Annotated in this window: 13 protein-coding genes and 1 tRNA gene; 4 read left to right on the top strand and 10 right to left on the bottom strand. The window is 68.0% G+C overall.

All coding sequences use genetic code 11. The features are described 5' to 3' along the window. Positions 1-72: 72 nt before the first annotated feature. From CV103_RS09050 to CV103_RS09040, 4 genes are all read right to left on the bottom strand, one after another. The gene (locus CV103_RS09050; RefSeq protein ID WP_107394714.1) at positions 73-357 is read right to left on the bottom strand and encodes an LOG family protein; all 285 of its coding nucleotides are present in this window, start codon (positions 355-357) and stop codon (positions 73-75) included. 68 nt (positions 358-425) lie between these two features. Next, positions 426-1,640 carry an NAD(P)/FAD-dependent oxidoreductase gene (locus CV103_RS09045; protein ID WP_107394706.1) on the bottom strand — a complete coding sequence of 405 codons (1,215 nt, stop codon included), beginning with the start codon at positions 1,638-1,640 and terminating at the stop codon, positions 426-428. A 239-nt stretch (positions 1,641-1,879) separates the two neighbouring features. Continuing rightward, a complete protein-coding gene (locus CV103_RS22390; RefSeq protein ID WP_170112598.1) occupies positions 1,880-2,044 on the bottom strand; it encodes a hypothetical protein in 165 nt (54 codons plus the stop codon). After that, positions 2,041-2,253 (bottom strand): hypothetical protein, encoded by a 213-nt coding sequence (locus CV103_RS09040; RefSeq protein ID WP_107394705.1) that lies wholly within the window; start codon positions 2,251-2,253, stop codon positions 2,041-2,043. Before CV103_RS09040 ends, CV103_RS22390 begins: the two co-directional genes overlap by 4 nt. 198 nt (positions 2,254-2,451) lie before the next feature. On the opposite strand from CV103_RS09040, the gene CV103_RS09035 reads away from it, so the two are divergent. Then, positions 2,452-3,189 (top strand): outer membrane protein, encoded by a 738-nt coding sequence (locus CV103_RS09035; RefSeq protein WP_245896746.1) that lies wholly within the window; start codon positions 2,452-2,454, stop codon positions 3,187-3,189. Positions 3,190-3,782: 593 nt separating this feature from the next. Here the strand turns inward: CV103_RS09035 and CV103_RS09030 are convergent. The 3 genes from CV103_RS09030 to glpX all read right to left on the bottom strand — a co-directional run bounded on the left by CV103_RS09030 (position 3,783) and on the right by glpX (position 6,766). Then, positions 3,783-3,857, bottom strand: a tRNA-Glu gene (locus tag CV103_RS09030). A gap of 81 nt (positions 3,858-3,938) precedes the next feature. Continuing rightward, entirely contained in the window at positions 3,939-5,714 is a 1,776-nt protein-coding gene (gene recJ / locus CV103_RS09025) for a single-stranded-DNA-specific exonuclease RecJ (RefSeq protein ID WP_107394713.1), read from the bottom strand. Between the two features lie 77 nt (positions 5,715-5,791). Further along, positions 5,792-6,766, bottom strand: coding sequence for a class II fructose-bisphosphatase (gene glpX / locus CV103_RS09020; RefSeq protein WP_015458650.1), 975 nt, complete (start codon positions 6,764-6,766; stop codon positions 5,792-5,794). Positions 6,767-6,953: 187 nt separating this feature from the next. Here glpX and CV103_RS09015 point away from each other — a divergent pair, with 187 nt between their 5' ends. Next, positions 6,954-7,499: a pilus assembly protein PilZ gene (locus tag CV103_RS09015; RefSeq protein WP_107394712.1), complete on the top strand. Its 546-nt coding sequence runs from the start codon at positions 6,954-6,956 to the stop codon at positions 7,497-7,499. Positions 7,500-7,554: 55 nt separating this feature from the next. Here CV103_RS09015 and CV103_RS09010 read toward each other — a convergent pair whose 3' ends face one another. Further along, positions 7,555-8,847 carry a homoserine dehydrogenase gene (locus CV103_RS09010; protein ID WP_015458648.1) on the bottom strand — a complete coding sequence of 431 codons (1,293 nt, stop codon included), beginning with the start codon at positions 8,845-8,847 and terminating at the stop codon, positions 7,555-7,557. Between the two features lie 215 nt (positions 8,848-9,062). Between CV103_RS09010 and CV103_RS09005 the strand changes: the two genes are divergently transcribed. Further along, a complete protein-coding gene (locus CV103_RS09005; protein WP_015458647.1) occupies positions 9,063-9,353 on the top strand; it encodes a hypothetical protein in 291 nt (96 codons plus the stop codon). 139 nt (positions 9,354-9,492) lie between these two features. On the opposite strand, the gene CV103_RS09000 is transcribed toward CV103_RS09005, so the two are convergent. Beyond that, entirely contained in the window at positions 9,493-9,708 is a 216-nt protein-coding gene (locus CV103_RS09000; protein ID WP_107394703.1) for a hypothetical protein, read from the bottom strand. Positions 9,709-10,096: 388 nt separating this feature from the next. Here CV103_RS09000 and CV103_RS08995 point away from each other — a divergent pair, with 388 nt between their 5' ends. After that, a complete protein-coding gene (locus CV103_RS08995; RefSeq protein WP_107394702.1) occupies positions 10,097-11,608 on the top strand; it encodes an ATP-binding protein in 1,512 nt (503 codons plus the stop codon). A gap of 16 nt (positions 11,609-11,624) precedes the next feature. Here the strand turns inward: CV103_RS08995 and CV103_RS08990 are convergent, their stop codons facing one another. Continuing rightward, entirely contained in the window at positions 11,625-13,190 is a 1,566-nt protein-coding gene (locus CV103_RS08990) for a hypothetical protein (protein WP_107394701.1), read from the bottom strand. Positions 13,191-13,206: the final 16 nt, after the last annotated feature.

The following is a 13,206-nucleotide window of genomic DNA, read 5'->3' as shown; positions in this document are numbered from 1 at the left end:
AGAATTCACCAACCGGCGCGGCCACCTATCGGCCATCAAAATTGACGCCGACCGGACTCCGTAATCGTCGCGCTACACCATCAGGGCCTTGCGGTCGTGCATGGATCCCACGATGCGTAGGTCGGTCAGGCCGGTATGCGCGACTTCCCTGTCCACCAGCGCTTGCGGGATGACGCCCGTCACCCGCCCGCCACCGGCAAGCGCGGCATCTGCGACGATACCCATTAATCCGACTGCGGCTCCCCCATAGACCAACTCGACGGCGTTGCGTGCCAGCAGCGCGCCCAGCGCTGTCGCCGCGGCGCGATAGGCCGGTGCCGAGCCATGGCTCGATCCGGAAAAGACACAAATCCGCATGAAAGGCTCCAACCTGAAGGTGCGACAGCACACCGGCCGGACGTTCCGCCCGACCGGCCATGCGCGTCTCAGAAGTCGACCGTCCGCGCCTCGAAGGCATTCTGGAATGCGGCTTGCCGATCCGCCGCCGGCGGGTAGATCCACACCGCGTTGACATCCATCTTGACCTTCTTCGCGTCGGCGCCGGTCAGTTCGACGGTGCGGGGAGACCAGCCGCGCGTGAAGATGGCCGTGTCGGGGCCGAGATCGAGACACACGACATAGGCGGGCTGATCATAGGGCAGCGTGGGTTCGCCGAGCAGGTCGGCCGCCGCATTATGGCCAGCGAACGAGCCGAGGCGCCGCGCGTGCTGGCACGACATGAGCGAGAAATTGCCTTTGTCGTCGGTCGCCGCCTTCGCGGTATCGCCCGTGGCGAAAATGCGCGGACTGCCGGGCACGCGCAGGTCTGGCTCGACGAGGATTCGCCCGAGAGTGTCGCGATCGGCCGGTAACTGGGCGGTCAGCGGCGAGGCGCGCATGCCTGCCGACCAGATCACGGTCCCGGTTTCGATCCGTTCGCCATTTTCGAGCGTGACGCTGCCGTCATCGAGCCGGGCGATCCCCGAGCCAAGCATCGTCTCGATGCCCAGGTCGCGCAGCCGCGTCTCGATATAGGGGCGAGGTTCTGCCCCCATGTCCGGGGCGACGACCGACCCCCTCTCGACGATGACGACGCGGACCGCCTCATTCGGCCCGAGTATCTCCCGCAGCCGGGCCGGCATTTCGGTCGCCACCTCTATGCCGGTAAAGCCGCCGCCGCCGACCACGACCGTGTTGCGCGCCGCCGAAAGGGGCTTTCCCGCCAGCCCGTGCAGATGCTCGTCGAGCTTCACCGCGCCAGCGCGATCCGTGACGCTGTGTCCGAATTCCGAAAGTCCCGGAATCGGTGGTTGGAAGCCTTGGCTTCCTGCGGCGACGATCAACCGATCATAGAACAGCTTGGCGGCAATCCCGTCCGCCCCGGTCACCGTTACCGTACCGCGCTCCACATCGAGCGTGTCGACCCAGCCTTCATGGAAGCCGATGTCCGTCGCCGCGAATAGCTCGTCCAGCGGCGCCACCATTGTCCCGGGATTCGGCTCGTAGAGACGCGGCCGGACGATCAGGGTCGGCTCGGGCGCGATGACGGTGATCTTCAGGTCTTCGGGCGACACGCCCTTTTCATCGCGCAGGCGCGCTGCCGAAAGCGCGGCCAGGAGGCCGGCAAATCCGGCTCCTATGATAACGATATGCTGTGACATGCGATTTTCTCCTCGGTGGGCGACGTTTGAGAGTGCCGTGCCCCGCGTGGCCGCTTCTGCCGGGCCTGGAGGCGGGATCGAGGATCGCGAACGGCGCGCGCCGCCGCTACCGTGCGGGAGGCTAGCCGCGATATGCCAATCGCTATGCATCTCTATGCCTTGGAATAGCGATGCATGGGGGCGAGGCGAGAGAGCCGCCGGATCAGAGCCGCGCTCCGCTTCCCGGCCCCGGATAGCGGTCAGGAGCCCGGCCGATCCTCATTGTCCAGCAGGTCGCGGGGCCAGAATCGCTGGTGCAGCGCGAACAGGCCGGCGGCCAGAAGGTCGCGTTCGAGGGGCGAGAGTCGCATGGCGATCGTCGCGATCATGATCACGCTGTCCAGCGCGATGCGCCGGGCGTTCACGTGTCGTGGCGCCTGCGCGCGGCGTCCCTGGCGCTCATAGTGGCCGTCAGCGGTGTCAGGGCGATGAAGGCGATGCAACCCAGCATCAGGGACAGCAGCAAATCGCCGAACGAGGTAAAGATGCGCCAGCCTGCGGCGATGGCGGCGACCGTCGGGCACAGGAGAGCGGACACTTGGCACCAGGTCGTGGACTGACGCTTGGGTTTCATCGGATGTCCCTCAGTGAGCTGGGGGCAAAGTGGCGCGTCGGGCCCGGCCCGGCTATTCTACCAAGGTTCCGGATCACCTGTGCGAACATATGCAGTCGGCGGGCCTCAGGGTTGCGTGACCATGGGGCTTCGCGCGGAGCCTTCCACGACTGAAGCGCATGTCGGGGCGACGCGCATGCGGTTCGTCAGCCGGCCGTCATGCCGAAGATCATGCCCGGCATGGCGAAACGCTGGTGCGGCCCTGTCAATCGCACAATCGCGGCAAGCGACCGCAGGCCCGACACTCCGCCCGGCACGCGCAGCTGTTGCCGTGATCCGATGACTTTGGAGATTGTAATGAAAACCCGTCTTATCATTGCCGCTGCCTTGGCTGGCTGGTCGGGCCATGCATCCGCGCAGGATTTCAACGGACCCTCTGTCGGCGTTCAGGCGGGGTGGAACAGGACCGATGTGCGCCTTCCGGCAGGCGGCAAGGAGCTTCCCGGTGTCGACCAGTCCAAGGATGCGTTCGTCGGCGGGGCGTTCCTGGCCTATGATTATGAAGTGGCGCCGCGCATCGTCCTGGGTGCGCAGGCCGAATTCAACCTCGCTGCTTCCGATGATTTTGGAGTGGTGGGCAGTGCAGGTGCGCTCCGGGTCGATCCCCGATATGCGTTCGATCTGACCGCGCGCGCCGGCTATCTCGTGACCCCGAAGACTCTGATCTATGTTCGGAGTGGCTATAGCAATGCCCGCATTCGCACGACGATCTCGACGAACTCGACACGGATATCATCGTCCGACAATCGGGACGGCTGGATGGTCGGCGGCGGCGCGGAGAGGATGATCACCGATCATGTTTCCGCGCGCCTCGAATACCGATATGCCGACCTTGGTGAAGGCTCGAACAAATTCGACCGCCATCAGCTTCTTGTCGGTGCCGCCTATCGCTTTTGACCATCCCTGGAGCGCGGTGAGATCTTCCAGTGGATGGCGGGCCGCCGCGCTCCAACGCATATCAAGAGCGGGGGACTGAACGGTGATGCGAGCAACTTGGTCGCCGGATCGGGAGCAATCACGTTTGAAACGAACAGCGCGATGGAATAGGCGCCGATCTTCGCAAAGACTGATACGCCCTCATTCGGAACCCGTGTGCTTCGCTCCAGTGCGTGTCGACGCGTCAACTGTCCCGCTTTTCGTGCTGATACCCGAAACCGACGAGACGCCCCTCATTCACCTGCAATCGACCGCTTGGGGGTTACCGGTTGAAAAGCGATGCGGGCCAGCGAGGCGACGGCCAGAAGAGCCACGCGCTAAAGGCATAGACGGATATTCACAAGAACGGGCCGCCATGCGAACAGGTAAGTGTCTGCATGTAACATGCATGTGATAGCCGCTTGGCGTGAGACTGATCAATGAAAGATCGATTCCGTCCCGCCATGTTCCGAAAAATACCACCAGTTCCCACGAAAAATGTGGGAATGAACGTGGTCCTGATTGATTCAGAAAAGCGATTTATCACATAAAATCAGCACATTAATTCGCTTGACTGGTGACCCCTACGGGAATCGAACCCGTGTTTCAGCCGTGAAAGGGCCGCGTCCTGACCGCTAGACGAAGGGGCCGTCAATCGGTGTCGCGCCGTTAAAGCAGCGATCGGGCGGGGTCAAGCATCCCGTGCAATATTATTTCCCGCCCTCATCCGCTCAGCGATGCTCGTCCGCCCAGGCCGCATCCTCGAGGTGGAGCTCGGCCGCCGGGCGGCTGTTCCAGTCGTCCACCTTGGGCCGGCCGGCCAGCCACAGGCGGCGATCCGCGCCCGCGCCGAGCAGGGCCTGGCCGAGCGCGCTGTCCGCCTGGCGGAAGGCGATCGTCTTGATCGAGCGGCCGTCGTCGCCCTGGACGATGGCGCGGACATGGCCCTGGCCGACGATATCGGCCCTGACGATGCGGACCGGGCCGGCCGCCACGCGCGGCGACGGCCAGCCCGCGCCATAAGGGCCGCCGGCATCGAGCGCATCGACCAGGGCCGGGTTGATCCCGCCCGGCGTCAGCACCGCATCGAGCAGCAAGGCGCGGCCGTCCTGCGCGCGGGCCACATCCGCCGCGAGCCTGTCGTCGAGGAAGTCGGCGAGCGCGTCGAGCCTCGCCTGCTCCACCGTCAGCCCGGCGGCCATGGCGTGGCCGCCGCCGGCAACGAGCAGGCCCATATCCTTGGCCGCCAGCACCGCCGCGCCGAGATCGACGCCCGAGATCGACCGGCCGGAACCCTTGCCGATGCCGGCATCGTCCATCGCCACGACGATGGCGGGGCGGCCGAGCTTCTCCTTCAACCGGCCGGCGACGATGCCGATCACGCCGGGATGCCAGCCGGCGCCCGAAACCAGCGCCACCGCGCGGTTGCCCTGCGTGGCGGCGGCGACTTCCGCCGCCTCGGTGACGAGCATCTCGATGGCGCGCCGCTCGCCGTTCAAGCGGTCCAGCTCGGCGGCGATCGTGCGGGCCTCCTCCGGGTCCTCGGTGGTCAGCAGGCGGACGCCGAGGTCGGACTTGCCGACGCGGCCGCCGGCATTAATGCGCGGCCCCAGCGCGAAGCCGAGATCGGTGCAGGTCGGCGCGCGATCCAGCCGGGCGGCCTGGGTGAGGGCGGCCAGGCCGATATTGTGCCGCTGCGCCATCACCTTCAGGCCCTGGGCGACGAAGGCGCGGTTGAGCCCGCGCAGCGCCGCGACATCGGCCACCGTGCCCAGCGCCACGAGATCGAGCAGATCGATCAGCCGGGGTTCGGCGCGGGTGGCGAACCAGTTGCGCGCGCGCAGCGTGCGCAGCAGCGCGGCGCCCAGCAGGAAGGCGACGCCGACGGCGGCGAGGTGGCCGTGGGCGGCGGCGTCCGCCGCCTCGTCCAGCCGGTTGGGGTTCACCAGCGCCAGCGCCGGGGGCAGGGCGGCGGCGCATTTGTGATGATCGACGACGATCACGTCGACGCCGGTGGCGCGCGCCATTTCCAGCGCCTCGAACGCCTGGGCGCCGCAATCGACAGTGACGATCAGCCGCGCGCCGCCGGCCGCGATCCGCACCAGCGCCTCGCCCGACGGGCCATAGCCCTCCATCAGCCGGTCGGGGATATAGGCCTGCGGATCGAGCCCCAGCCCCCGCAGCAGCCGGATCAGCAGCGCCGCCGATGTCGCCCCGTCGACGTCATAGTCGCCGAAGATGGTCACCGGCTCGCCGCGCGTGACGGCGTCCGCCAGCCGCTCGGCAGCCTGGTCCATGTCGCGGAAGATCGACGGGTCCGGCATGAAGCCGCGGATGGTGGGCGCGCGGTGCGCCTCCACCGCCTCGCGCGGGACGCCGCGCGCCATCAGCAGGCCGGCGACGAGGTCGTCCGGGCGGAAATCCGCGTCGCGGCCGTCGGTGCCCGATCCCCGCCAGCGCCAGGGCTGGCCGAGGATCGATCGGGAGATGTTGAGCACGGCAGTCATGCCCATGCCCTAGAGCATTTTCGCGCCCGCCGGAATCGGCTGGCGGCGGAATCGGGAAATGGCGGGAGGCGGCGCGCTCAGCCGCCCTTGTGATGTTCGCCCTTCACCCAGCGCACGGTGCCGGAGCTGGCGCGCATCACCACGCTTTCGGTGGTCATCACGCCGTTCTTGCGGCGCTTCACGCCTTCCAGCAGCGATCCGTCGGTCACGCCGGTCGCGGCGAAGATGGCGTCGCCCTTCACCAGATCCTCGAGATGATAGATGCGATCGAGATCGGTGACGCCCCATTTGTGGGCGCGGGCGCGCTCCTCCTCGTTGCGGAAGAGCAGCCGGCCCTGGAACTGGCCGCCCACGCAGCGCAACGCGGCCGCCGCCAGCACGCCTTCCGGCGCGCCGCCCGATCCCAGATAGATGTCGATGGTGGTGTCGGGATCGGTGACGGCGATCACGCCGGCCACGTCGCCGTCGGGGATCAGCACGATGCCGCAGCCGATCTGGCGTAGCTCCGCGATCAGCTTTTCGTGGCGCGGGCGATCGAGGACGCAGGCGATGATCTCGTTGGGCTGCACGCCCTTGGCGGCGGCCAGCGCGGTGATGTTCTCGGTCGGCGTGCGATCGAGGCCGACGAGGCCGGCCGGATAGCCGGGGCCGATCGCGATCTTGTCCATATAGACGTCGGGCGCGTTCAGCAGGCCGCCTTCCTCGGCGATGGCCAGCACGGCGAGCGCGTTGGGACCGGCCTTGGCGGTGATGGTGGTGCCTTCCAGCGGATCGAGCGCGATGTCGATCTTCGGGCCGGTGCCGACGGCGGCGCCCACCTTCTCGCCGATATAGAGCATCGGCGCCTCGTCGCGCTCACCCTCGCCGATCACGACGGTGCCGTCGAACTCCAGGCCGTTGAAGGCCTTGCGCATGGCTTCGACCGCGGCGGCGTCGGCGGCTTTCTCATCCCCCCGGCCGATCAGCCGCGAGGCGGCGATCGCGGCCGCCTCGGTGACGCGCACCATTTCCAGAACCAGCACGCGATCGAGCGCCTTGCTTGCCTTCACCATCGTTCCCACGCCTTTCCGTTAATCACCGGCCCGATAGGCAAGGCGTGCGACAAAGTCGAGAATCGATCGCATGCAAGATTCATGGAACCACGGCGGGCCGTGTGCTTTGATCGGTTATATGGTCTTTTACCTTCGGTTAACCAATCTGAACTAGCTCTGTCGGCGATAAGCCGATGCGGAGACCATGATGAGCCTCGCGGCCAAGCTACGTCAGACCTTTGACGAGGACGAAGAGCGCCGCTCGACCCGCACGCGGTTGCTGCTGGACGGTGGCGTGCGCCACGGGACCGAGGATTTCGCCGACATCACCGTGCACGATCTGTCGGTCGACGGCTTCCGCGCCGAATCGGCGATGGAATTGTCGCCGGGCATGACGGTGGAGATCGACCTGCCGGGCATCGGCGTGCGCGAGGCGGACGTGATGTGGGCGGGCTATCCCTATGCCGGCTGTGCCTTCGTCCAGCCGCTGCTGCGCGAACAGGTGCGCGCGGCGCTGGCGGAAAGCCCGGTCGTTTGGGGCGAATTCGGCGGATCGGAGGACATGACCTCCGCAGTGTCGCGCGGCGCGGCCATCCAGATCGCCGCCGCCGTCGCGGAGGCCGTGACGCCGCCGGCGACGGCCGGCGAGACCGAACGTCCGCTGCCCTTCGGCACGCGGCTGCGCTCCATCCTCCTTATCAACGGCCTGCTCTGGGCCGGGATCGTCGCGGTCGCCTGGGTGCTGTTCGGCTGACGGCGGGGGAAGGGGCAGGCCCCTTCCCGAATCCTCGGATGTCGAGCCGGAATCCTCAGATATCGAGGATGTGCATCAGCATCGGCTGGCTCAGGATGCTGGCCGACCCCTTCAGCCGGTCGAGCGCGTCGGCGACGGCGCTTTCCGGGCAGTCGTGCGTCACCATCACCAGAAGCACGCCGCCATCGGCCGCCGCCCCGCGCTGGATCAGGCTTTCGATCGAGACGCCGGCATCGCGCATCGCGGCGGTGATCTCCGCCAGCACGCCGGGCCGGTCGGCCACGGTGAAGCGCAGATAGGCACGGCCGTTGCGCTCGCCGGGAATCGCGGGCGGCAGGTGGGCGAGGCTCGCGACCGGCATGGCGAAGGCGGGGCCATATTCGCCGCGCGCGATATCGATGAGATCGGCCACCACCGCCGATGCGGTCGGCCCCTCGCCGGCGCCGCGGCCTTCGAAGAACAGGCGGCCGACGAAATTGCCCTCGGCCACCACCGCGTTCAGCGATCCGACGACATGGGCGAGCGGGTGGCTGATCGGCACCAGGCAGGCATGGACGCGCTGGAACAGGCCGCCCCCGCCGGCTTCGGCCAGCCCGACCAGGCGGACGCGGAAGCCCAGCGCCTGCGCCTCGGCGATGTCGGCGGCGATCACGTGGCGGATGCCTGATATGGCGACGGAATCGAAATCGAGCGTCGTGCCGAAGGCCAGGCTGGCGAGGATCGAAAGCTTGTGCGCGGCATCGACCCCGTCGATGTCGAAGCTGGGATCGGCCTCGGCATAGCCCAGCGCCTGCGCCTCGGCGAGGACGTCGGCGAAGTCGAGGCCCTCCTGCTCCATCTTGGTCAGGATATAATTGCAGGTGCCGTTGAGGATGCCGTAGACATGGCCGATCTCGTTGGCGGCCGCGCCCTCGCGCAGGCCCTTGATCACCGGGATGCCGCCGGCCACCGCCGCTTCATATTTCAGCGCGGCATCGGCCTTCTCCGCCGCTTCGGCCAGCTCAACGCCATGATGCGCGATCATCGCCTTGTTGGCGGTGACGAAGGCCTTGCCCGCCGCCAGCGTGGCGCGCGCCAGCGTCAGCGCCGGGCCATCCGCGCCGCCGATCAGCTCGACCACCACGTCGACATCGTCGCGCGTCGCCAGCGTCGCGGCATCGTCCACCCAGGCGAAGCCGGAAAGGTCCACGCCGCGATCCCGCGTGCGATCGCGCGCGGAAATGGCGGTGATCGCGATCGGGCGGCCGGCGCGGCGCTCGATCAGCGCGCGATTGGCCTCCAGCAGCTTGACCACCCCGCCACCGACCGTGCCGAGCCCCGCGAGCGCGATTCGCAGCGGTTGCGTCATGAACAGATTCTCCAGCCTCTAACCACGCCGCCTCCTAGAGCAGATGCGCGAGGGGTGGGAACCAGTTTTTCCAGCAGGATGGAAAGCGATTGCATTTCGTGCAACCGTAGGCGCTTTCTTCGCACTTGCAGCATGTGCACTGCAACATAAATTCGAACGGGAAATCGGGGTAGGACGGGAAAGCCGGATCGATACCCCTCACAGGAGATCGTTCGATGCGTTTCATCAAGACCGTCGCGGCGCTGGCCGCCGTCGCCGCCCCCGCCCTTGCCGCGCAGCCGGCCTTCGCCCAGAGCGAATGGACCGAAAGCCGCTTCCAGCGCGATGGCGACGAATATGTCGTCAAGACCAGCCAGGTCGGCGAAACGACCCGCCTCAAGGGCTATGTGGTCGGCAAGATGGTGAATTTCGACCTCAACGTGCGCGGCGATCGCGTGCGCGGCAAGGTGAACAACACCAATGTCGAGTTCCGCCGCAAGGACGCTGCCGAGCTCGCTTCCAACTGATCGCCCGCCGATCGCTTCGGCGGATCGGCTGATCGCTCAAGCGGCCCCGCCCTCACCGGCGGGGCCGTTTCAGTTGCAGAACATCGCATTTTCCGTGCTTTTCGCATTGGCCGACGGAGCCGCCGCGCTTGGCCTTCGTTCACTGTCCGTCCCTTTCCGGGACGAGGAAGGAACGGACATGGCGAACCAGAAGCAGGACGGCCAGGGCCAGCGCAACCAGCAACGCGAACAGCAGCGCCAGGCCGAACGCCAGCAGCAACAGCAGCAGCGCGGCCAGCAACAGCAGGGCGATCGCGGCGGCAAGCAGGATCGCGAAGGCGGCGATCGGCAGCGCTGAACGGGGCTCTCCCCCCAACCGTCAAAATCGAAACCGTCAAAGCGGGCCGCCTTCGGGCGGCCCTTTTTTGTCCCGCACGGGGACGGGATTATCCCCTCCCGCCTGACGCCGGATGCTGGCAATGACGGGGCAGGGAGCAAGTATCCATGCGTGGCGTAGCGGATGAGGAGGAAGCGCGGCGGGCGCTTCGGGTTGCACGAGCGATGATGGCGGACGCGCTGGAGCGGCTGGATGTCTATTCCCGCTCGCCGGCCGCCGCCGACGCTCGATCTCGCCATCCATCATCTCGATCGGGAGCTTGGCGGGCCGGTGCCGGCCGCGGCCGGCGGCTGATGCGACCGGAAGATGGGTGCCGGGGCATCGCGGCCCTTGCTTGCGCCCGCTCGGATCGTCCAAAGGCTGATATGTGACGATCAGGATCGAGATGGGAAATGATGCCGCCGGCCGGCCGGTGGCGATGGATGTCGAGGAGCTTCTCGCCACCCGGTTGCTCGTGCAGGGCAATTCCGGGTCCGGCAAGTCGCACCTGCTGCGCCGGATGCTGGAGGAGAGCGCCAGCGTCGTCCAGCAGGTGGTGATCGATCCCGAGGGCGATTTCGTCACGCTTTCCGGCCCTTATGGCCATCTGCCGATCGAGGCGGGCGATTATAGCGAGGGCGAGATCGCCCGGATCGCCGCGCGCGTGCGCGAGCATCGCGTGTCGGTGGTGCTGAGCTTGGAGGGGCTGGAGCTGGAAGCCCAGATGCGCTGCGCCGCCACCTTCCTTTCCGCCCTGTTCGATGCGCCGCGCGATCACTGGTATCCCGCGCTGGTGGTGGTGGACGAGGCGCAGCTCTTCGCGCCCGCCGTGGCCGGCGAGGTTTCGGACGAGGCGCGCCGCGCGTCGCTGGGCGCGATGACCAACCTGATGTGCCGCGGCCGCAAGCGCGGCCTTGCCGGCGTGATCGCCACCCAGCGCTTGGCCAAGCTTGCCAAGAATGTCGCGGCCGAAGCCTCCAACTTCCTGATGGGGCGCACCTTCCTCGATATCGACATGGCGCGCGCCGCCGATCTGCTGGGCATGGAGCGGCGGCAGGCGGAAACCATCCGCGATCTGGCGCGCGGCCAGTTCCTGGCGCTCGGCCCGGCGGTCTCGCGCCGGCCGGTCGCGGTGAACATCGGCCCGGTCAAGACGTCCGCGCGCAGCGGCAGCCCCAAATTGGTGCCGCTGCCCACCGCGCCGGCCGAGGATGTCGAAAATCTCATCCTCGCGCGGGACGAGGCGCCTCCGCCGCCTCCGCCGCCGCCCGCGCGGCCGGCGGTCTCCTCGGAGGACCTGATCCGCGCCATCGCCCGGCCGCAGCTTGCCCCGGCCGTGGATGCGCCCGCCGGGCCGGCGATGGCGGAGGACGAGCGTGCCGATATCGTCGCGGCGGTGCTGGCCGATGTCGCCGCCGATCCCGAGGCCGCCTTCCGGCCGGTGGCGGTGCTGTTCCAGGATTTCCAGCTCCGCTGCCGGATGCGGCGGCTCACGGATTCCGGCGTCGATCTCGTCGCCTTCCGCCGGCGCATGGCGATGGCGCGCGCCGGCATCTTCGACGAGCGGGAGGAAGGTTGGGCCGAGGCGCTGGCGCTCGCCGCCGAGCTGCCGGAAGATATGCTGGGCGCCTTCCTGCTGATCGCGCGGGCGGCGCGCGAGGGCCGCGAGGCGCCGGGCGAGGCGGAACTGGCCGAGGTCTATGGCACCCGATCGCCGGGCCGGGTCCGCCGCCTGATCGCCTATATGGAGGCACGCGACCTGATCGTGGTGCGCACCGATCTCGGCGGCAAGCGATCGATCGCCATCCCTCGGCTGGGCTGGACGACGGCGGCCACGGCGGCCGAGGCGGAAGCGCCGCCGCGCCCGCCGCGCCCGACGGAAGGCGCCACGCTCTTCTAGGCGCGCCGGCGCGGGTCTATTTCTCCTGCGTCTCCGCCGGAGCGGCCGGCTTCACCACGCGGTAGAGCACGCCCCGCTCGCGCCCATGCCAGATCGGGATCAGATCCGGCTCATGCGGCCAGCGTTCGCGCGGCATGTCGATCAGCCAGAAATAGTCGAAGGCGGCGCGGGGGAAGTTGGCGAGCGTATCCTCCCAGGTCGGCTCGCCCCGGCCGTGACATTCCGGCGGGCGGAGCAGTTGGGAGGGATCGCGCGCGAAGCGGCCGGCGGCGGCATATTTCACCGTCAGCAATTGCGCGCCCGCCATCGTCCATTGCCCGTTGGCAAACGCATCGCGGCGCAGGATCGCCTGGCTGCCGAGATGGTCCATGCGCGACGTGATCCATTGCGTGCGGCATTTGAGGTTCACCATCACCATCACTGCCGAACCGGGGCGGATATGGTCAATCGCACCCAGTTGGTCGTCATAGGCGCGGGAGAATTGGTAGAAGCTGACGGTGGAGGCGCCGATGCGCGCCACGCAGAACAAGGCGGCGGCCACCGCGATGCCGCGCACGAAACCGCGCCCGGCCCCCGGCTTCGGCGCCAGGGCGATCACGCCGATGGCCAGCGCATAAGGCACCAGCCGCATGTCGGCATAGGCCGATCCCAACAGGATGCGCGGCAGCATGACGAAGGCGATCGCCAGGATCAGGAAGGCCAGCCCCAGCATCTTTTCGAAGCGCAGCTTCACCCGGAACAGGCCGGCCAGCAGCAGCAGGCCGATCAGCGCGATGCTGGCGGTATCGAACAGCTCCCACCGTTCGCGCAGCGCCCACCACAGCCAATAGCCCTTCATCTCCCAGTTGAACCAGTCGGCCGTCTGCCCGGCGACATTGCCGCTGCGCCAGGCCAGCATCAGCGCGGCCGGCGGCCAGAGCGGCCAGGTGGAAAGGCCCGCCCTCCAGATCGCGTGCAGGCGGGTGCCGCCATGGCCGCGATCGCGCACCAGCTCGGCGGCGAAGGCCAGCAGCCCCAGCACGCCCCAGCCGAAGCTGTGCACCAGCCAGATCGCCGCGCCCAGCGGCACGAACAGCGCGCCGCGCAACGCCCAGCGCTCCGCCCGCGCCAGCCGGAGCCACAGGCCGAAGGCGAGGAAGGCGAACGCCATCGCCAGCGTGTAGTTCAGGAAACCGAACTGGAAGGGATAGCCGAAGGCGAGCGGCAGGGCGAAGGCAGCGGTGGGCGGGATGCGGCCATGCGCCTCGCGCGCGATCCACAGCAGGCCGGCGGCGGTGATCGGCGGCACCGACAGCGCGATCAGCTTCACCGCGAGCTGGAGGCCGAAGACCTTGGATAGCGGGATCACCAGCAGGTCGACGCCGAGATTGCCGAGCAGCGCCCATTCGAAGCCGAAATAGCGCGACAGATAGGGCGAGCTGTCGATCGTCAGCTGCACATGGTAGCGCGCCAGATGGCCGAGCAGGTCGGTCAGCGGCGGCAGCGGCGGATAGACGAGCGGGATCGCGCAGAGGATCACCAGGGCCGCGGCATAGCGCCAGTCGGCCCACCAGGGGGCAGCGTCGGTCGGGGGCGGATTCATGCGCGCGGCTTATTCT

It is taken from the genome of Edaphosphingomonas fennica (genome assembly GCF_003034225.1).
In the GTDB taxonomy this organism is placed as follows: domain Bacteria; phylum Pseudomonadota; class Alphaproteobacteria; order Sphingomonadales; family Sphingomonadaceae; genus Sphingomonas_E; species Sphingomonas_E fennica.
The sequence above is the reverse complement of the archived record's forward strand: the minus strand, read 5'-3'. Positions and strand labels throughout refer to the sequence as shown.

Excerpts from the sequence above, each read along its gene's own strand:
- CV103_RS09010 (WP_015458648.1), bottom strand. The coding sequence starts at position 8,847 with ATGACGCAACCGCTGCGAATCGCGCTCGCGGGGCTCGGCACGGTCGGT.
- CV103_RS09050 (WP_107394714.1), bottom strand. The coding sequence starts at position 357 with ATGCGGATTTGTGTCTTTTCCGGATCGAGCCATGGCTCGGCACCGGCC.
- CV103_RS09040 (WP_107394705.1), bottom strand. The coding sequence starts at position 2,253 with ATGAAACCCAAGCGTCAGTCCACGACCTGGTGCCAAGTGTCCGCTCTC.
- CV103_RS09015 (WP_107394712.1), top strand. The coding sequence starts at position 6,954 with ATGAGCCTCGCGGCCAAGCTACGTCAGACCTTTGACGAGGACGAAGAG.
- CV103_RS09035 (WP_245896746.1), top strand. The coding sequence starts at position 2,452 with ATGCCGAAGATCATGCCCGGCATGGCGAAACGCTGGTGCGGCCCTGTC.
- CV103_RS08990 (WP_107394701.1), bottom strand. The coding sequence starts at position 13,190 with ATGAATCCGCCCCCGACCGACGCTGCCCCCTGGTGGGCCGACTGGCGC.
- recJ (WP_107394713.1), bottom strand. The coding sequence starts at position 5,714 with ATGACTGCCGTGCTCAACATCTCCCGATCGATCCTCGGCCAGCCCTGG.
- CV103_RS09045 (WP_107394706.1), bottom strand. The coding sequence starts at position 1,640 with ATGTCACAGCATATCGTTATCATAGGAGCCGGATTTGCCGGCCTCCTG.
- CV103_RS09005 (WP_015458647.1), top strand. The coding sequence starts at position 9,063 with ATGCGTTTCATCAAGACCGTCGCGGCGCTGGCCGCCGTCGCCGCCCCC.
- glpX (WP_015458650.1), bottom strand. The coding sequence starts at position 6,766 with ATGGTGAAGGCAAGCAAGGCGCTCGATCGCGTGCTGGTTCTGGAAATG.